Here is an 18,017-nt window from a genome sequence, read left to right as displayed (position 1 = left end):
TCCCCCGTCAATCCGCCTGCCAGAAATCAAGTCTCATCATCTGCATGTGACGCCGGACTCGATGCGGGATAGACAACTTTCCCCTGTGTGGTTTTCTCCGCGCCCGGCGTGGGCGTGGCGTGCTCGCTATGACCAGGTCCCATCAAATGATCGACGGCATAGCCATCCAACAGGAGATGGTCGGCGATAATACGGCGGTGGCACCGCCACCAGACTGCCTCCGAGCACATCAAGGCCAGGCGACGATTCCGGCCAAGGCGCTCCAGTCGGCCGAGTGCCGCGGCGAATTCATCGCTCAAGGCATAGTCGGCATAGTTGTGAAAGCTTTGCACCCGCCAGAGCGCGTTGATCTGCTCGTCGACGCCTGGCTGCCTTGGCCGCCGACCGCCCAAAACGGGCCAGTGACGATAGCCGATCTGTAGTGGCGCAAGGGCTTCGGGCAGTCGGTCGATATTATAGGCAGGGTTGGTCCGCGATCGCGGAAACCGCCTGACGTCGATCACCTCACCGACCTGGGCGGCGCGCAGCATATCAAGGAATTCGTCGAGACTTCGGTTAGAGTGGCCAATCGTGACGAATTGGACGGCCATCATCCGATCCGGGTCAATGCGGCTTCCTTGTGGGCCGCGATGTGATCCGTTCTGTCGCTCTTGATCTCGTACTGCGGATCGTCCTTCGAAGCCCGGTGCCGATGCCCCTTATAGTCGAAATCCGCATGATGAACCCGGATGATCCTGCCGGTCACATGGCCGGCTTCGGAGTTCCAGCGCACATGATCGCCGACCGCATATTTTGCCAAGATGCTTGCCCTGTTTCGCGACAAGCGGATCAGCCGCGCCAGTAATCATTGGCGGCAGCTACCGTCTGGAAATGGATGGCGATGACCTGCGAAGAAGCGATCAGTTGCGCCGCATCCTGTTCATAGGTGGCGCGGAGCTTGTCACGCACGTCCGCCGATGGCTGGGTCAGCTTGACGCCGACGCGGGCAAGTTTCGTGGCGAGTTCAAACCCTTCCTGCGGCGTCGCCGTCTTGAGGGATGGAAGCCAGTTCTCAGCCATTTGATCTTCCTTTTGTTAAGGACTCCAGCATTTCCCAATCTATCGACCAGGACGGGTCTTTCAACCAATTCCGTGCATAGCGCGCCGGCATTGCTGGCCCGGTACAAAGCCGGTCGCCTGATCGTGCGGATAATGTCAGCGGAGCGAGGCCGCCCAGATTTTAGATCGTGCGCCCGACGCTCGCCTCGTCCTTCTTCGAGAACTGCGCGGCGAGTGCCGGAGCGATGCTGAAACAGACGCCAACCGCGCCCTGCACCCCTTCGGCCGACATCGCCGCCGTGAACCCGGCCACCAACTCGCGCGATGCACAGGTGCTAAGCGACAGGGCTTTCAGTAACGGAGGGGCAGCGCGCCGCGTCGGGCAGTTTACGATACTCCACTGGACGGACCGAAACGGTCGCACAGCATGTCGACAAGCTTGCGAACGCCATCATCGGCAAGACTGTAGTAGATCGTCGTTCCATCACGCCGGGTCTTGACCAGGCCGCCTTCGCGCAACCGCCCCAGATGCTGGGATACGCTCGATTGCGATTGCCCGCACAGCTCCACCATTTGTCCCACGGCGAATTCGCCCTGGGTCAGCCGGCAAAGGATCAGCAAGCGCTGTTCATTTGCGAGCAGCTTCAGCACGCTCGCCGCATGGGCGGCATGCTGGGCGAGTTGCGCAAGGGACGTATCGAGCGGCATCATCTGGTCGCAGGTTTCCCATCGTCTCTGAGCACGACATAGATGGCCGGAATAACCAACACGGTCAGCAGCGTCGAGGACGCAAGGCCGAACAGCAGCGAGATTGCAAGGCCCTGAAAAATCGGGTCGGTCAGGATCACGGCGGCACCGATCATCGCCGCAGCAGCCGTCAGAACGATAGGCTTGAATCTTATGGTGCCGGCTTCGAGCAGCACGTCGCGCAGCGATTTGTCCGGCGAAGCCGCATGGCGGATGAAGTCGACCAGCAGGATAGAGTTGCGCACGATAATGCCGGCCAGCGCGATGAAACCGATCATCGACGTTGCCGTGAAGGGCGCGCGGAACAGCATGTGGCCGATGACGATGCCGACGAGGGTCAGCGGGATCGGGGTCAGAATGACCAGCGGCAGGCGAAAGCTCCTGAACTGCGCGACGACAAGGATATAAATCCCCAGCAAGGCGACCATGAAGGCACCGCCCATGTCGCGGAACGTAACCCAGGTGATCTCCCATTCGCCGTCCCATAGAAGCGAAGATACGCTCTCATCTTTGGGTTGACCGTTGAGCCGGACTTCCGGCTTCGCCAGTCCCTTGGCCGCCCAATCATAGCCGTCCACTGCGCCGTTGACCGCCAACATGCCATAGATCGGCGCTTCATAGGCCCCGGCAAGTTCGGCGGTCACCATGTCAGCATAGCGGCCATCGCGGCGGAAGATAGCGGTGCTTCCCGTCTCGGTGCGGGCGTCAACCACGGCGCCCAGGTCGATGAGCTGGCCACCCGGCGCCTGTGCGACCGGCGTGCTTGAAAGCGCCTGCGTCCAGCTCCTGTCCTTCTGCTCGAGCGCGATGGTGATCGGGAGCGGGGACCGCCCGTCCCCGCGCGGGGCGTAGCCCACCGTCTGGCTGCCCATAAGCATTCCGATACTGTCCGCAACCTGGCGCGGCGACAGGCCATAATAGTCGATGCGGTCGCGCTGGATATCAAGGCGTAGCTTCGGACGCGGCGTGCCGAAACTGTTGTCGACGTCGACGATGAAAGGAACCGATCTGAAAATCTTTTCCAGCTCGGTCGCCGTCTTTTCGCGGGTGGCGGCATCGGGGCCATAGACCTCCGCCAGCAATGTCGCGAGCACCGGCGGCCCCGGTGGCGTCTCGACGACCTTGATCGAGGCGCTTGTCGGGAGCTTGAGCGCCTTCAGCCGCTCGCGCAGGTCGAGCGCGATGTCATGGCTCGATCGGCTGCGGTCACCCTTGGGCAGCAGTGTCACCATCACATCGCCCTGTTCGGGCTGTGAGCGCAGGAAATAGTGCCGGACAAGGCCGTTGAAGTTGAATGGCGCCGACGTGCCAACATAGGCTTCCATCGACGTCGCCTCGGGGAGACCCCGCGCGATGCCGGCGACATCCTCCAGCACGCGGCCCGTGCTTTCGAGCGCCGTGCCTTCGGGCATGTCGACCACAACCTGAACCTCCGACTTGTTGTCGAAGGGGAGCAGCTTCACGGTGACGGCCTTGAAATAGAACATCGAGCAGGCAACGAGCGTCGCCACGCCGACCGCAATCAGGAAGTTGCGGGCGGACTTGCGGGTGTCGATCACGCGATGCGCAACGCGGGCATAGAGCTTCCCCAGCTTGCCACCGCTTTCATCATAGCCGTGACCATTGGCCAGCGTCCGCCTCGCAAAGCGGATCATCAACCACGGGACGATTACGACAGCGACGAAGAAGGAGAAGATCATCGCGGCCGAAGCATTGACCGGGATCGGCGCCATATACGGTCCCATCAATCCGGAGACGAACAGCATCGGGAGCAGCGCCGCGACCACGGTCAAGGTGGCGACTACGGTCGGATTGCCGACTTCGGCCACGGCCTCGATCGCGGCCTGGGTGCGGCTTCGTCCACCCTCGTCGCCAACGCCGTCCATCGTCCAATGACGGGCGATGTTCTCGATCATGACGATAGCATCGTCTACAAGGATACCGATGGAGAAGATGAGCGCGAATAGGCTGACCCGGTTGATCGTGTAGCCCATCAGGTTCGAGGCGAACATGGTGAGCAAGATCGTCGTCGGGATGACCACAGCAGTCACGCCAGCCTCGCGCCAGCCGATCGCGAAGCCGATCAGCACGACGATGGAAACCGTCGCCAGCGCCAGGTGGAACAGCAGTTCGTTCGCCTTCTCGTTCGCCGTCTCGCCATAATTGCGGGTCACGGCGACCTCGACATCATCGGGGATCAGCTTGCCTTGCAGGCTCTCGACCCGCTCAAGAATGGCATCGGACACCACGACCGCATTGGCCCCGGCGCGTTTCGCGAAGGCGATGCTGACGGCGGGCGCCGAATTCCATTTGCCATTATCCGCCTTCGCCCAGCGCCAGGCCCGTGCCTGCTCCTCGCGCGGCCCCTGGGTGACACTTGCGACATCGCGCAGATAGACAGGCGCGCCGGCGGCCGACCGCACAGTCAAAAGCCCGACTTCCTGCGCCGAAGACAGTGTGCGGCCCGCAGTCACGCCGACTGCTTTTCCGTCCTCGCGGATATTGCCCAACGGAAAGCTCCGGCTGGCCTGGCTCGCCGCTTCAATCACGCTGCCCAGCGGCACGCCATATTGGCGCAGCCTGGCAGGATCGGGCGCGATGCGGATTTCCTCGGGGCGTCCGCCAACAAGGAAGGTGAGACCGACATTATCGACCTTGGCGATTTCAGTGCGTAGCTTGGCGGCCAACTCATAAAGGCTGGCATCATTCCACTGGCCTGCCGCGCCCGGCTTGGGGGAGAGGGTCAGAACGACGACGGGAACATCATTGATGCCGCGCACCGTCACTTTGGGATCGGGAATGCCGATGGGCTTTTTGTCCCAATTGGCGCGCAGCTTCTCCTCAATGCGGATCGCCGCATCGTCCGCGTTTGACCCGACGAGGAAGCGCGCCGTCACCATCACGCCATCATCCTGCGCCTGGGTATAGACATGCTCGACGCCATCGACGCTTTTGACGATCGTCTCCAGCGGAATGCCGACCAGTTCGGTCGCATCGGCGGCGGACAGACCCGGGGCCATCACCTGAATGTCCACCATAGGCACGCTGATCTGCGGCTCCTCCTCCCGGGGGATGGAAAGAAGAGCCAGCAGACCAACGGCGATCGCCGCGAGAAGAAACAGCGGCGTCAGGGGCGAGGTAATGGTGGCCTTTGTTAGGCGTCCGGAAATGCCGAGCTTCATTTGCCCGGCGCCTTGGTCGGCACTTGGCCCGCGAACAGCGTGTCGCCGGCAGACACCCCGCTCAATATCTCAACCATGGCGGGATCGGCCGTCTGCGTAATCTGGACCGGCACCATGCTGAGACGCTTGCCTTCACTCACCACCTGTACTTGATCTATCCCGTAGCGGGTGGTGACAAAGGCGCGCGGCACCACCAACGCCTTGCGCGTGCCGATCTCGACTGATGCGCTCACGCGGCGGCCAACGAATTGCGTTGAAAGGCCCGGCAGGGCCGCATCGACGCGAACCTGACCTCCAGTGATCGCGGGATAGACCTGCGTCACACTGCCCTCGCGCGACCCGGAGGGCATCCCGGAATCACTGAAAACCGTTTCATTGACGATCACGCGCGCACCGGGGCGGACCTGCCCGGCAACCGCCTCCGGCAGCATCAGGCGCAGGACCGGAGGGCCCGCGGTGACGGTCGCGATCGACATGCCCGGCGCCACCGGCGAGCCTGCGGGAATATCGGCGCGGAGCACGCGGCCGCTTGCAGGGGCAATCACCGCCCCCTGCCCCGCGATGCTGGCGCTCGCGCCCTGCTGCGCGCGGGCGGCGGCGACCTGTGCGTCGGCCGCGCGCGCGGCAGCCACCGCCTGATCGAGACGTGCCTTGGCATAGACGCCGTTGTTGTAGAGATCGCGGATGCGCGCGAGATCGGCATTGGCACGCGCGGCTTCGGCCTGCGCGGCAGCCGCCTGCGCGCCGTAAGCGCTGGTCTCATAGCCGAGCCGCGAGTCGACGATCATGCCGATCCGCTGGCCTTTCTGCACCGTATCGCCGGCACGTACAGAAAGCGACGTCAGGATGCCGGGAATACGCGCGAGCACTTCAGCCTGATCGCGCGTGGCGACCTCCGCGCCCACCGCCTTCATGTCGGGAATCTCCCTGGGGGCGAGTCGCACCATGTCGCCCGCAGGCAGTGTCGCTGCCACCTCATTTTGCTCCGGCTGACTACCGCACGCCGATAGCGCCAGCGCGGCGCTCGCCAACCAGAGCCACTTGCCCATACCGTTCATACCCCTCTGCCTGGCCCTCTCTTACGCACCTAGCCGCCGGCCACCGGCAATCCCGCATTTTTCCAGGCACCAATGCCACCAGCGAGATGGGTGTCGATCGCGCTCTGGGCCTGCGCGCACTGGTCCAGCGCTTGCCCCGAACGCTTCCCGCCCGCACATTGCAGCACGACCGTTCGTCCTTGGGGATCCGGGATATTACGAGGTGAAAAGCCCGACAGTGGCATGTTTATTGCGCCCGTAATGTGGCCGGTTGCGAACTCATCCGCTTCGCGCACGTCGATCAGGAGCGCTTTGCCCTCCTTCAGCATGGCGTCCAGTTCGGCGGGACCGATCTCGCGGTGAGGATTGCGCTTCTTGAATCCGAGCATGAGGCCCTCCTTCAGTTTGACGATTGCATATAACGTGTAATCCTTATATTAGTCAATGTTAGTGAATCAGGAAGGACACGCAGATGGGCAAGCCGTTGATCGTGGTGCTGGGCGCGGGTCTCGGAGGCACGATCGCTTCCTATGAGATCAAGGCTGCGGTTAAAGGCCGCGCCGATGTCATGACCATATCCGATACGGATACCTACAACTTCATTCCGTCCAATCCCTGGGTCGCGGTGCGCTGGCGCGCGCCGGAAGCCATCCAGGTCCATCTCCCTCCAGTGTTCGCGAAAAAGAAGATCGGTTTCAACTCGGTCGGCGCGAAGCGGGTCCATGCCAGCGAAAAGCGACTCGAACTCAATGACGGAACCTCACTCAATTACGATTATCTTGTAATTGCCACCGGACCCGACCTGGCTTTTGATGAGATCGAAGGACTGGGGCCGCAAGGCCATACCGTCTCGGTCTGCCAGACTGCCCATGCCGCCGACGCGGCCGATGCCTTCGACGCCTTCGTGGAGAATCCCGGCCCCATCATCGTCGGTGCGGTCCAGGGCGCATCCTGCTACGGCCCGGCTTATGAATTCACGATGATCCTCGACACTGAACTGCGCCGCCGCAAGATCCGCGACAAGGTGCCGATGATCTATGTGACGCCCGAGCCCTATATCGGCCATCTCGGTCTCGACGGCGTCGGCGATACCAAATCCCTGCTCGAGAGCGAGATGCGCGACCGCCATATCAAATGGATCACCAATGCGCGCGTAACCAAGGTCGAAGCCGGCGTCATGCACGTCGAGGAAGTGAACGAGGACGGCTCGGTCAGGAAGGCCCACGATCTGCCGTTCGGCTATTCGATGATGCTGCCTGCCTTCCGGGGCGTTCCCGCCGTCCGTGACATCGAAGGCCTCACCAACCCGCGCGGTTTCGTCATCGTCGACAAGCACCAACGCAATCCCACCTTCCCCGAAATCTTCGCGCTGGGCGTCTGCGTCGCGATCCCGCCGACAGGTCCTACCCCGGTGCCGGTGGGCGTGCCAAAGACCGGCTTCATGATCGAGAGCATGGTGACAGCGATCGCGGCCAACCTCGCATCGATTCTCGAAGGCAAGGAGCCGATCGCAGAAGCGACATGGAACGCGGTCTGCCTCGCCGATTTCGGCGATAGCGGCGTAGCCTTCGTCGCCCAACCCCAGCTTCCACCGCGCAACGTCAATTGGGCGTCGGAAGGCAAATGGGTCCATTTGGCCAAGATCGGCTTCGAGAAATATTTCCTGCGCAAGATCCGCAAGGGCGAGAGTGAGCCTTTCTACGAAAGGCTGGCGATGCACGCGATGGGTATCCGCAAGCTGCGTTTCTGATTGTCCTCGAGCGAAGGAGTGCAAAAGATGACTCTCGATCGTGCCGTGATGGCGTTCGCCGGATGTGTCGTGCTTCTGGGTGTCGTACTGTCGCTGACTGTACATCCCTGGTGGATCGCGCTGACGGCGTTCGCCGGCCTCAACATGATTCAGGCGAGCTTCACCGGTTTCTGCCCCGCCGCCAAGCTGTTCAAGGCGTTCGGCGTCCGTTCGGGGACCGCCTTCAAATGAAACCCAGACAGTGGGTTTTCACCTTCCTGCTCACTAGCATTGCCTTGCCCGCGCAGGCAACGACGCTGGAAGAAGCGATTGCCGCCTCCATGAGGCACGCGCCCGAGATCGAAGCGGCACGTGCCGATGCCGATGCCGCCGATGCCCGGATCAGGGAAGCCAGAGGCCAGGGCCTTCCCAGCGCGATGCTGAGTGGGTCGATCGGCTATGGCCGCCTCGATCCGCAGGGCTATTTCGGGCTTCCAGCAGCGAACGTCACACCGCGCGCGGCGCAACTCACCATCGAACAGCCGTTGTTCATGGGCGGCAGGGTCAGCGCGGGCATCGCGCAGGCGAAAGCCGGCAGCGAAGCCGCGCACGCTGGCGAGGACCTGACGCGCAGCCAGATCGTCGTCGCGACGGTCCAAGCTTATGGCGACGTGCTGACCACACATCGCATGGTGTCTCTCTACGAACAAATGACCCAGCAGATGGAGGAGATTCAGCGTCAGGCGCGGCTCCGATATAAGGCCGGAGAAAGCCCCAGCACCGATGTCGCGCAGGCCGCGGCACGTCTTGCCGAAGCGCAGGCCGCCCTTGAAGCGGCGCGCGGCGTCGCCGTCTCGGCCAACGCACGGTTCACCAATCTGACCGGCCTTGCGCCGCGAGACCTTCAGCCTCTTCCGGCAAATCCCCCCCTGCCCGGCTCGCTTGATGAAGCGCTCGACATTGCGCGAAGGAACAATCCAGCCCTCGCCCAGGCCGAAGCGGTATTGGAAGCCGCGCGTGCGGCTGCTCGAGGCGCGCGGGCCGAACGTCTGCCCACGGTCGGGGCCTTCGCTGAAGGCTCGACGATCCGCGATCAGTTCTTCCCCGACTATCGCGCCGATGGCGCAACGGCCGGCGTGCGCGCGCGCTGGCAATTGTTCTCAGGCGGGCGCGTTTCCGCGAAGATCACCGAATCCGACAGCACCGTCAGGGCGGCCGACGCGCGCGTCCGCGCGGCGCGATCAGCGGTCGACGAACAGACGATCAGCGCCTTCCAGGGCGTACGGTCTGCCATGCTCGTCGAAACTGCCGCTGGGCAACAGGCCTTAGCCGCCGCACAGGCCCGTGACAGCGTCCGCCATGAGGTCCGAGTGGGCATGAAACCCCAACTCGATCTGCTCAATGCCGAACGCGAGGCGACTGCGGCCGCGGTCAGCGAGGTGAGGGCACAAGGCGATCGTATCGCGGCAGCCTTCCGGCTGCTCGCCCTGATCGGGCGCTGATTTTTCCATGAGGGATCATATACACCAGGACTGGTCCCAGATGGCCGCTGAACTGGACGGCGCCATCAAGGAAGTGCGGCTCGGCACGCCTAAAGTGATCGCAGCATTCTACGCGATGGCGTAGGCTTGCGACCAAGGCGGGCGCACTTGACGTAAAAAACCAAGGAACTGATCGCCCTCGCCATCTCCGTGGCGATCCGCTGCGACGGCTGCGTGGCCTTTCATGCCAAAGGGGCGGTCAAGAAAGGCGCGACCCGCGATGAGGTGATGGAGACGATGGGGATGGCCCTCTACATGGGCGCCGGTCCCAGCCTCATGTATGCCGCACAGGCTGTCGAAGCCTTCGATCAATTCTCTGATTAAGCGAAGCACCGAAATCTTGTTCTGTCGAACTTGGCGCCCCAAACCAAGCCATAAAGCGCAACCATGGTCCAGAGCAACGACGTGCCGAGCGTCGAAAGCGCAGCGTTGATCAGGCACGAGTTGAGCATTCGACATTCCTACAGGGCCTGATGCCAAACTTTCGTGTCATTCACCGCAGCCCTGTGCGGCAGAGATCACGGCGCGACCCATGATCTTGCGCCCGCTGGCGTCGACGCAACTCGGTGACTATTTCGTTTGAGAGGGGCTGGACCAGCTTGCGCAAGTCGCCGCGATTATGCGCCAGTCGGTTCAAGGGATCGATCATCCCTCCTTCATTCTGGACGGACGCAGCCTTCCTTGACCTGCCGGCGAATTATATATAGGACTCCTACGATATTGGAGCCGAGGACCGATGACCGCCGACGCACATATCATGACCGGACTGTCGCGGATCGGGATGCTGCTGCGCGCGGAAGGCTGGCGGCAGGCGGAAGCGACCGGGCTCACGCCGACCCAGATGCAGATCCTCGCTCATCTCGTCGCTCGTGGCCCCGCGCGCGTCGGTGCAATCGCAACCGAGATTGCCGTGACCCATCCGACCGCGAGCGACGCCGTCGCCGCGCTGGTCCGCAAGGGTTATGTCGAGAAGCTTCGAGATCCCGATGATGCCCGTGCGGTGCAGCTTCATCCGACCGATGCGGGACAGCGTCTGGCCAGTGAAGTGGCGGTCTGGCCGGATGCCCTGCTGGGCGCCGTCGATGTGCTCGATGATAGAGAACGCGCCGCCTTCCTCAAAGGACTCACCAAGATGATCGGGGCGCTCCAGACACGCGGCGCAATCCCCGTCCAGCGCATGTGCGTCTCCTGCGCGCATTTCCGACCCCATGTCCATTCCGATGCGGCCACGCCGCATCACTGCGCCTTCGTGGACGCGGCTTTCGGCGACGCTTCGCTGCGTCTCGACTGCGGCGATCACGTCGAAGCCGACGCATCCGCGCGGCTTGAAAGCTGGACTCGCTTCTTAAAGGAGCCTGCCCATATGTGAGCGCCCCGCTCGCGGCAACGAACGGGGCGCTCGGTTCTCCACCCTCGAAAGCAAGGAAGGAACATCTCATCATGCCCCAGAAAGCGACGTTTTACCATGCCGGGTGCCCGGTCTGCGTCAGCGCCGAACAGGGCCTCGCCCATGCGCTCGATCCCGCGCAATATGACGTCGAGGTCGTCCATCTCGGCGACGCGCCAGGACGGATCGCGGAGGCCGAGGCGGCTGGCGTCGCCTCGGCCCCGGCGCTGGTGATCGCCGGCCAGCCCTTTCACATCAATTTCGGCGCCTCGCTCGCCGACGTGAAAGGTTCGGCCTGATAGACCGCAGTCCCGGCGGCGCGTTTCGCCGGGACCGCCCTTCTTCGGACAGCATGCGATGACAGCACCGACCAGCCCTGCGCCCGCGATCGAGGCAGTTCAGTGGTTCAACACCGATACGCCGCCATCGCTCGATGCGCTGCGCGGCCGGGTGGTCGTCATCGAGGCGTTCCAGATGCTGTGTCCCGGCTGCGTCAGTCACGGCCTGCCGCAAGCCACCCGCATCCATGAAACCTTCAGCCGTGACGATGTCGTCGTGCTTGGCCTGCACAGCGTCTTCGAGCATCACGAAGCCCAGAACCCGACATCGCTCGAGGCCTTTCTCCACGAATATCGCATCGCCTTCCCGGTCGGCGTCGACGCGCCGGGCGAGCCGGGCGGTCTGCCGATCACGATGGCGCGCTATGGGATGCAGGGCACACCGACCCTCGTGCTGATCGACCGCAAGGGCCACCGCCGCGTACAGCATTTCGGCCATGTCCCGGATTTGCGCCTCGGCGCTGAGATCATGGCGCTGATCGCAGAGGCCGCGTAGTCAGGGATTTCCACTTGGTGTCGATGACGATGACGACCCCCACCTCGCCATTTCAGTGAAGCAGGATATCCAGCCGATGTTGACCTGAACGCGGCAGGCTATCCGGTGACACCGCGCGCGTTGGTGGCGATCGCCAGATGATAGCGCGCATAGCGCCGCTCGCCGGCCCGCTCCAAGGCGCCCAGTTCGACCAGTTCCGCCAGATCGCGCGTAGCCGTCGCCGAGGCGGCATCGGTGATCGTGCGATAGTTGTGTGCGCTGAGGCCCCCGACGAACCCGTCCGGTCCTTCGGCCATCATGCGGATCAGCGCCTTCTCCTGCCGCGCGTTGATCCTGCCGCGCAGGCGATCGAGCAGGCGCGTCTTCTCGATCAGGAACCGGATGCTCGCGATCGTCCGTCCCTGTGCCTCCAGCACGATGCCGGCAAACCAGCTCAGCCAGTCATCGATTTGGTTGCTCTGGCTGGCCCGTTGCAGCTCGGCATAATAGGCCTTCTTGTGCCGGTTGATCGTCGCGGCGAGCGCCGTCAGCGTCGGCGCCTCCAGACTCTGCGCCAGGGTCTTTTCGGCAATGGCGCGCCCAAGCCGGCCATTGCCGTCCTCGAACGGATGAACCGTCTCGAACCACAGATGCGCAATCGCCGCCCGCGTGATCGCTGGCATCGGCGCACCGCCCTGCGGCGAGTTCTCGTTGAACCAGGCAATGAACCGCGCCATCTCTTCCGGCACCCGATCCGAAGGCGGCGCTTCAAAATGTACCCGAGGCGCATGCAGCGCCCCCGAAACGATCTGCATGGGATCGGTGTGCGTGCGATAGGCACCAATGTCCGCCAGATCACGGCGACCGTTCATCAACATCCTGTGCCAGTCGAATAGCTGCTCGTCGGTCAACGGCTGGGCATATCGCCGATAGAGATCCGCCATAAGCTCTGCCGCGCCCGCCTCCGCAGGGTTCGATCGGCGCTTGTCGGAAACAAAGCCAAGCTGCCGTGCGATCGACGACTGCACACTGGCGCGATCCAGAACCTCACCCTCGATGGCCGAGCTATCGACCATTTCCTGCGAAATGAGCTCGATCACGATCCCTTGCCGGGCATCGCCGTCGAGATGGTGCATCGATCCGACGACGACCCCGGCACCCTTGAGGAATCGCTCCTCGGTTTCCCGCAACAGCCCCGGGTCGAAGCTGAAAGCGGGCCAGTCGGAGAGTTGCCAATTCCAGAGCATGATCGATTGAGCGCCTTTCTATCGATCACATTATCGACCAATCGTGATTTATGAAAGCGTTACCTATGGCTCATCGGAGCGTTGCGCAGATCTTGAGGGGCAGCTGGGTTGGACGATCCGGAAGGACAGCTTACGAACCAGCAATTGGTAAAGCAGCCGTTCCAAGACTGATGGTTTATTGACGGGCAGCTGGAAGGTTCGGATGGCAAGGAAGCGTAGCATGCGCGAAATTGAAGAACAGATCGGCATGTAGAAGGCCATATTCGAAACCCAGACGGAGTGTTAATTTGCCTGCGAGCCGATGTGCCGGTTACGATCGGCTCAACCAGTCGCGCAGTGGGATCGCGGTAAAGCGTTTGTAGTCGAGTACCATCCACAAAGGGTCGGGTCGGCCGTTCATTTCGCCCCAGACTATCCGGTGATACAGGCCGAGATATTCCCATGATGCCCAGTCACGTTCCGAAGTATTCTCCGCCGCCGGAAAAAGTGCAATCTTTTCCAGACCCTTATAACCATCCGCCACGCCGAGTTCCCAAGGAACCCAGCGGCTGTCCTTGCTGTTCGCGCTGCAAGAAGAACAAATCTTTGGGTTTGCCGAATTCGTGACTTCAGGATGCCCGCAGTTTCCTCACTGGTGTAGGGCGGCATCTCCGGATCGACCTCGTCAATATAGACCTTAGCACCATGGCCTTCGAGCACTTGGATCGCGCCGACGACCAGTTCTTTGTCCTTGCTTGAATGCGACAGGAAGGTTGCGCTTCCAAGCAGTTGCGAGCCGGCCGCTTTTCGCAAGCTTGCTTGCTCAGTGATGGTCAGCTTCGCTGCAAATCCACGAAGTTCATCCTTGGTGACAAATCTGACCACATGGGCTTCCTACTATGTACCGCTGAGCTGATCGCCGGGTCTCGGGACCAGTGCTAGCCAGTCTTTCCGACTCGCTTGAGAATGGTGCCGACAAGATCGACAAGATCACCAACGCTGGACGATGCGTTCGAGAGAGCAGACAATTCATCATCGGTGGGGCGCTGGGCGCCAGGACCATCGCATTCGAGATCTGAGCCGATCAACTGATCGGCAAGCTGCTTGGCTGCCCCTCCGGTCGCGCCGACCGGCAATAGAAACGCACCGGCCGCCTCAGCCAATCGGGCCTCCTCCAACACACCGTCAGCAATGACCACAGCACCGTCAACCGTCTTGGCTCCTCCGACAAAGATCACCGCACCCGACAGCCGCGCCAGTTCTTCGCGCAAGGCGGTCCATTGCGCGCGGTTTGCAGGGTGGCCAGCCAAAGGCTGGGGAAATGGCCGCGCAATCAACCTGCGTTCCAGGTCCCATCCGCCGCCAGCACGCAGCGTGTCGAGAAAGCCCGAGATCGTTGCCGACCCGACAACTAGCCCGGCGCCACTCACCAGAGAGCGCCCCAATTTACCGATTGCACGGCCGGCACCCTCTGCGACTGCAAAAATTCTGACTGCTTCGCCATCGACTGGTTCGGTAGGCCAACTGCCACTTACCCAGACACGGTTCATGGCAACCCGCCGCTCGACTGCGCGCAGAAGCTCAGGAACCTCGTCATAATCGTCGATTTCCACTGCTACGAGGCCGTAGCGTCGCAAATCCTTGGCCCAGAGCCGGTGCTGGGCGGATCGCGCCTTGAACTCTTCCTCGGTCTTGTAGTCCCCTTTCTGCGGTGGCCGGACGATCGCAAAATGTTCGGGCGGCGCCTCCGTAAAACACTCCCGAATGAGTGATAGTACATGCCGGACGTTAGGGTCGGTGAAACTCAGTCCGACGAACAGCATGGACATGCTGGTGAGATGGGCTTGCAGCAAAGGCAGGTAAGCGCCGCGTGTCGAGCGGTAGAGTTCGTAATCATCCGTCGAGATGACCACCTCATCGAGCCGGTCGATGGAACCGTGCATCTTGTAAAACCGCGCTGCCCCAGGGGTTGCACGAAGCGCCAAATCCTTCGGTCCTGAAATAGGGTCAATCGGCCTATCTATTGCTTCGAAGGCCCGTTCGACGAGACGGTCGTAATTGGTGGTCCAGATATGCCGGACCGGAAGGCGCGCAATGATCCGAAGCGACTCCGGTACATCGTGGTTCTTGCCGATCTGTTCCTTCAGGACATTGCGGACCCGTGTCGCGCCGCCATTTTCCTGAATGCTCCACTGCGCCAAGGCGGCGAGATCGTGAATGTCGCTCGATCCGACCCCCAGTTCTTCACCGATGTCCTTCAACAACTCCACCCAGGACGGATAGCCCGCTCCCATCGAGACCCCGGCGCCGATGAACACGGCGCCAGCCTCGTTCGCTAGGGCGTCCGGAAATTCCTGAAGGAATCGGGCCTTCGCAGTCTTTGCCATGCGTATTACTTGCCTACCGCCTTTGCGGCTTCCTCGATCCGCTCCTTCAACTTGTCATGACTGACATATTTGTAGATCGGCGTACCGGCATTAACCAACAAGGTCGGAGTGGCCCCAATCGTATCGGTCAGCCCGTTCTTGTCCTTCAACTCGTGAATCTGGATGCCGAGCAATCCGTTACCGCGAGCAATCGACTGGTTGATCTCGTAGTTAATGTACTTGCGTCCGGCGGTCGCGGCCCCAATGCATACGACAGTAACCGAGGTATTCTTGAGCCCCTCGTCGATCATGGCCTTGATCGCTGCATCGCCCTTCTTCTTGGCCTCTTCCCAGAGTGAGGCATCGTGAAACCCTGCGGCAGATGCTCCGACAATCTCACCGATGTTTCGGATTTGATTGATGCGCCAGATATCACGCTGATAGTGAAAGCTGAAAAATACGCGACGTGCCATGTATGCCCCCCAATGATTGAATCCCCTATAATTCCAGTAGATAGGGGCGGATGTTGGAATGTTCCAGAGAGCAGAGTTGATATTTACGCTTGGTCAGACAACTGTGTCGTCCGTTGGGCGAGTTGGTGGCTTAGCGTCCCCTTTATCGGCGGTTAATCATCTACATCAGCCAACCAGGCTGGCATGTCCCGCTTGGCATGAAGCACGCGCCAGACATCCACATGGGTCTCGAATTCAAGGTAGAAAATAAGCCACGGAAATCCTTTCAGCCCCATGGTCCTCAAACCGGGTAAGTTCAGTTCATGAGACCACCGCGGAGACCCTGCCGCCGGCATTTCCCCGATGAAGCTATAGGCCTGTTCAAGTGCATCAATGAAGCTGAAAGCCACATCTGCACCGGCTTCGTCTGCGTAATACTCGACCGCAAGGGCGACATCCTCCCGCGCTTTGGCGCGCGGTATGACCGGTTTTGCAGTCACGACCCCGCGCGTTGCGTCACACGGTCACGAAGGCCTTGGAAATATCCGGCATCGACCGGCGCGGTGGGGGTAGAACTGGCGCCGTCAAGGAGCATTTCGCGAAGGCGCTGAATGTCCTGATCCTTGCGGATCAACTCCCGCACATACTCGCTGCTCGTGCCGTAACCACGCATGTTGACCTGTTGGTCGACAAACGCCTTGAGCGCAGCCGGAAGCGAGATGTTCATCGTCGACATAAGCTATGATTTAGCGTGTTTGGCAAAATTTGGCAAGATATCACAAAGCTCAATTCGCCGCACAAACGGCTATTACGCGGGCGCTAAGGTCGAGCGCGTCACTCCTGACCCATCGACGCCAGGAATGTTTCTCGCCCTGATCGAGCCTGGCGGCTACCTGAATTTCGCGGCGCCGGTGCCGTTTGCCGACAAGAGTGGCCCGCTTGAACGGGGCATCCTCAACGAGGCCGGGCATATTTCCAGGCGGCCTCAGGCAGCCGTTCGGGGGTTGTCGCCGAGCGACTTCAGCCGGATTGTCGCAGCCGGTCTGGCCGATGAAAATCAGCTTCTACCGCGCACGGATTTCGCTGTCGTCGAGCCGGTTGTTCGCGAAACGCGGGTCTCCTTCATTTTCGAGGAAGCGCGGGAAAGAGTTGCTGTGATCGTATAGCGCGTTGTGCGCGATCACGTGTTCCGGCGGGTCGTGTTACGAGCCTATGACGCGCGCTATGCGGTCACCGGATTGAAGCTCTCAACGGCGGCGGACGGGCCGAGGGGTGGCGGCTCACATCCGCCCCGTCAACAGGCGCCCGTTCCGGACCAGCCTGTTGCGCGCCCGAGAGCGGCTCGAACGTGTCAAAATTTCCCGGTTTTCTTTGCATTTTCGCAGAATCTGCACAGCGATTTGCAGTTCATATGCTTTTGATGGCTATTGGGTCCCAAAACATAGAATATCGGAATATCGAACGCACTTTCACGAACTGTCGGCAAATCGCGCCGCCATGCGCGCGCCCGCGCCGCTTTTCGCCGCGAGCTTCTTGCCGTAGCGCAGCACCGTCCGGGGATCGCGCCAGCGATAGGCCTGCATGATCGCCGGTAGGCTTTCGTCCGCCGCAAAATTATCCTGCGCCACCCCGACCCGGATTGAATGCGACGATACCGCTTTCACCCAACGCTCGAGTTCAGCCTCGCTCATCGGCCCCAGCAGCTTTTTCGCATGGGCGGCGCGGATCAGCCGCCGGTAGATCAGCGTGATGGAGTTGGGATGGAGCGCGTCCCGGCCGACGCCCGCGACCGAGCCGTCAAAATGCGTCTCGACGCGCCGGAACAGCGCTCCCCCATCGATATGTCCCGCATCGCGCCAGCGGGCGATTGCGACCATGGTCGCGGGCGCAAGATAGGCATAAGCCCCCTCCCCCGCCTGATCGGTCTTGGATGACGGAATGAACAGCGTCCCTGCCCCTTCCGCGTCACGCTCGATATGCTCGGCGCGGATCGCCACCAGCTCCGAACGCCGGCCCGCGCTGTCATAGGCGACGCGGAGCAGCGCCGCGTCGCGCAGGCCGAGCAGGTCGCGGCGACAGGCCTTCAGCAGATGCGCCAGACAGACGCCGCTGGCGGGGCAGTCGAAATCGGACACGTCGCCCTTGAACCGGATCGCGCGGGCCTGGCGCTGGCGTGCGCCGAGTGCCTTGCGCGCCGCCTTCTTCTCAAGCCTGACCAGCGGCGGCGCGGTCGGATCATCGAGCCCGGCCATCCGGTAAGCCCAGCCGACATTGACGATATAGCGCTCGATCGTCGCCATCGCGCGCACGGTTTCCTCCGACGGATCGGCGCCCGACAGCGCGCGGATCCACGCGGCGACATCGTCCGGCCCCGCGCGCGCCGGCACCATGCGCCGGCGTCGGCACCATGTTCCCCAGAGAATGAGGTCCGAGCGAAACGCGCGCCGGGTGTTGTGGGACCAGCCCCTGATCGCCGCGTCGAGTAGCGCCTCGTCCATC

Annotated in this window: 23 protein-coding genes; 8 read left to right on the top strand and 15 right to left on the bottom strand. The window is 62.0% G+C overall.

What is annotated here, in order from left to right:
- Positions 1-26 precede the first annotated feature (26 nt).
- From SGR02S_RS00170 to SGR02S_RS00140, 8 genes are all read right to left on the bottom strand, one after another.
- Positions 27-590, bottom strand: a complete 564-nt coding sequence (locus tag SGR02S_RS00170) for a DUF488 domain-containing protein (protein ID WP_067104921.1) — start codon at positions 588-590, stop codon at positions 27-29.
- Positions 590-799 carry a hypervirulence associated TUDOR domain-containing protein gene (locus tag SGR02S_RS00165; protein ID WP_067104919.1) on the bottom strand — a complete coding sequence of 70 codons (210 nt, stop codon included), beginning with the start codon at positions 797-799 and terminating at the stop codon, positions 590-592. Before SGR02S_RS00165 ends, SGR02S_RS00170 begins: the two co-directional genes overlap by 1 nt.
- Before the next feature lie 29 nt (positions 800-828).
- Complete coding sequence (locus SGR02S_RS00160) at positions 829-1,059, bottom strand: hexameric tyrosine-coordinated heme protein (RefSeq protein ID WP_067104917.1); 231 nt, start codon at positions 1,057-1,059, stop codon at positions 829-831.
- 160 nt (positions 1,060-1,219) lie between these two features.
- A complete protein-coding gene (locus SGR02S_RS20465) occupies positions 1,220-1,351 on the bottom strand; it encodes a hypothetical protein (protein WP_255211340.1) in 132 nt (43 codons plus the stop codon).
- A gap of 74 nt (positions 1,352-1,425) precedes the next feature.
- On the bottom strand, positions 1,426-1,749 hold the full coding sequence (locus SGR02S_RS00155) for an ArsR/SmtB family transcription factor (RefSeq protein WP_067104915.1): 324 nt from the start codon (positions 1,747-1,749) through the stop codon (positions 1,426-1,428).
- Positions 1,746-4,967 carry an efflux RND transporter permease subunit gene (locus SGR02S_RS00150; protein WP_067104913.1) on the bottom strand — a complete coding sequence of 1,074 codons (3,222 nt, stop codon included), beginning with the start codon at positions 4,965-4,967 and terminating at the stop codon, positions 1,746-1,748. Before SGR02S_RS00150 ends, SGR02S_RS00155 begins: the two co-directional genes overlap by 4 nt.
- Entirely contained in the window at positions 4,964-6,016 is a 1,053-nt protein-coding gene (locus SGR02S_RS00145; protein ID WP_174521632.1) for an efflux RND transporter periplasmic adaptor subunit, read from the bottom strand. The genes SGR02S_RS00150 and SGR02S_RS00145 overlap by 4 nt, the downstream gene beginning before the upstream one ends.
- 38 nt (positions 6,017-6,054) lie before the next feature.
- Positions 6,055-6,393 (bottom strand): rhodanese-like domain-containing protein, encoded by a 339-nt coding sequence (locus tag SGR02S_RS00140; protein WP_067104909.1) that lies wholly within the window; start codon positions 6,391-6,393, stop codon positions 6,055-6,057.
- Between the two features lie 83 nt (positions 6,394-6,476).
- On the opposite strand from SGR02S_RS00140, the gene SGR02S_RS00135 reads away from it, so the two are divergent.
- The 7 genes from SGR02S_RS00135 (at position 6,477) to SGR02S_RS00105 (ending at position 11,495) form a co-directional block, all read left to right on the top strand.
- Positions 6,477-7,754 (top strand): NAD(P)/FAD-dependent oxidoreductase, encoded by a 1,278-nt coding sequence (locus SGR02S_RS00135; protein WP_067104907.1) that lies wholly within the window; start codon positions 6,477-6,479, stop codon positions 7,752-7,754.
- Positions 7,755-7,781: 27 nt separating this feature from the next.
- On the top strand, positions 7,782-7,985 hold the full coding sequence (locus SGR02S_RS00130) for a YgaP family membrane protein (RefSeq protein WP_067104905.1): 204 nt from the start codon (positions 7,782-7,784) through the stop codon (positions 7,983-7,985).
- Entirely contained in the window at positions 7,982-9,235 is a 1,254-nt protein-coding gene (locus SGR02S_RS00125) for a TolC family outer membrane protein (protein WP_067104903.1), read from the top strand. The genes SGR02S_RS00130 and SGR02S_RS00125 overlap by 4 nt, the downstream gene beginning before the upstream one ends.
- A 189-nt stretch (positions 9,236-9,424) precedes the next feature.
- Positions 9,425-9,598 carry a carboxymuconolactone decarboxylase family protein gene (locus tag SGR02S_RS20460; protein WP_255211339.1) on the top strand — a complete coding sequence of 58 codons (174 nt, stop codon included), beginning with the start codon at positions 9,425-9,427 and terminating at the stop codon, positions 9,596-9,598.
- A gap of 412 nt (positions 9,599-10,010) precedes the next feature.
- On the top strand, positions 10,011-10,643 hold the full coding sequence (locus SGR02S_RS00115) for a MarR family winged helix-turn-helix transcriptional regulator (protein WP_067104901.1): 633 nt from the start codon (positions 10,011-10,013) through the stop codon (positions 10,641-10,643).
- Between the two features lie 71 nt (positions 10,644-10,714).
- Positions 10,715-10,960 carry a thioredoxin domain-containing protein gene (locus SGR02S_RS00110; RefSeq protein ID WP_067104899.1) on the top strand — a complete coding sequence of 82 codons (246 nt, stop codon included), beginning with the start codon at positions 10,715-10,717 and terminating at the stop codon, positions 10,958-10,960.
- Between the two features lie 58 nt (positions 10,961-11,018).
- Positions 11,019-11,495 (top strand): redoxin domain-containing protein, encoded by a 477-nt coding sequence (locus tag SGR02S_RS00105; RefSeq protein WP_067104898.1) that lies wholly within the window; start codon positions 11,019-11,021, stop codon positions 11,493-11,495.
- Between the two features lie 98 nt (positions 11,496-11,593).
- On the opposite strand, the gene SGR02S_RS00100 is transcribed toward SGR02S_RS00105, so the two are convergent.
- The 6 genes from SGR02S_RS00100 to SGR02S_RS00080 form a co-directional block, all read right to left on the bottom strand.
- Positions 11,594-12,721 carry a Fic family protein gene (locus SGR02S_RS00100; protein WP_067104897.1) on the bottom strand — a complete coding sequence of 376 codons (1,128 nt, stop codon included), beginning with the start codon at positions 12,719-12,721 and terminating at the stop codon, positions 11,594-11,596.
- A 411-nt stretch (positions 12,722-13,132) separates the two neighbouring features.
- Positions 13,133-13,585, bottom strand: a complete 453-nt coding sequence (locus tag SGR02S_RS20455) for a toll/interleukin-1 receptor domain-containing protein (protein WP_255211338.1) — start codon at positions 13,583-13,585, stop codon at positions 13,133-13,135.
- A gap of 53 nt (positions 13,586-13,638) precedes the next feature.
- Positions 13,639-15,087: an SIR2 family protein gene (locus SGR02S_RS00095; protein WP_067104895.1), complete on the bottom strand. Its 1,449-nt coding sequence runs from the start codon at positions 15,085-15,087 to the stop codon at positions 13,639-13,641.
- 5 nt (positions 15,088-15,092) lie between these two features.
- On the bottom strand, positions 15,093-15,539 hold the full coding sequence (locus SGR02S_RS00090; protein WP_067104894.1) for a TIR domain-containing protein: 447 nt from the start codon (positions 15,537-15,539) through the stop codon (positions 15,093-15,095).
- A 152-nt stretch (positions 15,540-15,691) separates the two neighbouring features.
- Complete coding sequence (locus SGR02S_RS00085; RefSeq protein ID WP_067104892.1) at positions 15,692-16,018, bottom strand: type II toxin-antitoxin system RelE/ParE family toxin; 327 nt, start codon at positions 16,016-16,018, stop codon at positions 15,692-15,694.
- The gene (locus tag SGR02S_RS00080) at positions 16,015-16,245 is read right to left on the bottom strand and encodes a ribbon-helix-helix domain-containing protein (RefSeq protein WP_369691220.1); all 231 of its coding nucleotides are present in this window, start codon (positions 16,243-16,245) and stop codon (positions 16,015-16,017) included. Before SGR02S_RS00080 ends, SGR02S_RS00085 begins: the two co-directional genes overlap by 4 nt.
- Here SGR02S_RS00080 and SGR02S_RS00075 point away from each other — a divergent pair.
- A complete protein-coding gene (locus tag SGR02S_RS00075; protein ID WP_156482893.1) occupies positions 16,238-16,684 on the top strand; it encodes a hypothetical protein in 447 nt (148 codons plus the stop codon). The genes SGR02S_RS00080 and SGR02S_RS00075 overlap by 8 nt on opposite strands.
- Positions 16,685-16,987: 303 nt before the next feature.
- On the opposite strand, the gene SGR02S_RS00070 is transcribed toward SGR02S_RS00075, so the two are convergent.
- Positions 16,988-18,016, bottom strand: coding sequence for a site-specific integrase (locus SGR02S_RS00070; protein ID WP_439951046.1), 1,029 nt, complete (start codon positions 18,014-18,016; stop codon positions 16,988-16,990).
- Between the last annotated feature and the right edge of the window lies 1 nt (position 18,017).

This window comes from Sphingopyxis granuli NBRC 100800 (assembly GCF_001591045.1).
Classification (GTDB): domain Bacteria; phylum Pseudomonadota; class Alphaproteobacteria; order Sphingomonadales; family Sphingomonadaceae; genus Sphingopyxis; species Sphingopyxis granuli.
The sequence above is the reverse complement of the archived record's forward strand: the minus strand, read 5'-3'. Positions and strand labels throughout refer to the sequence as shown.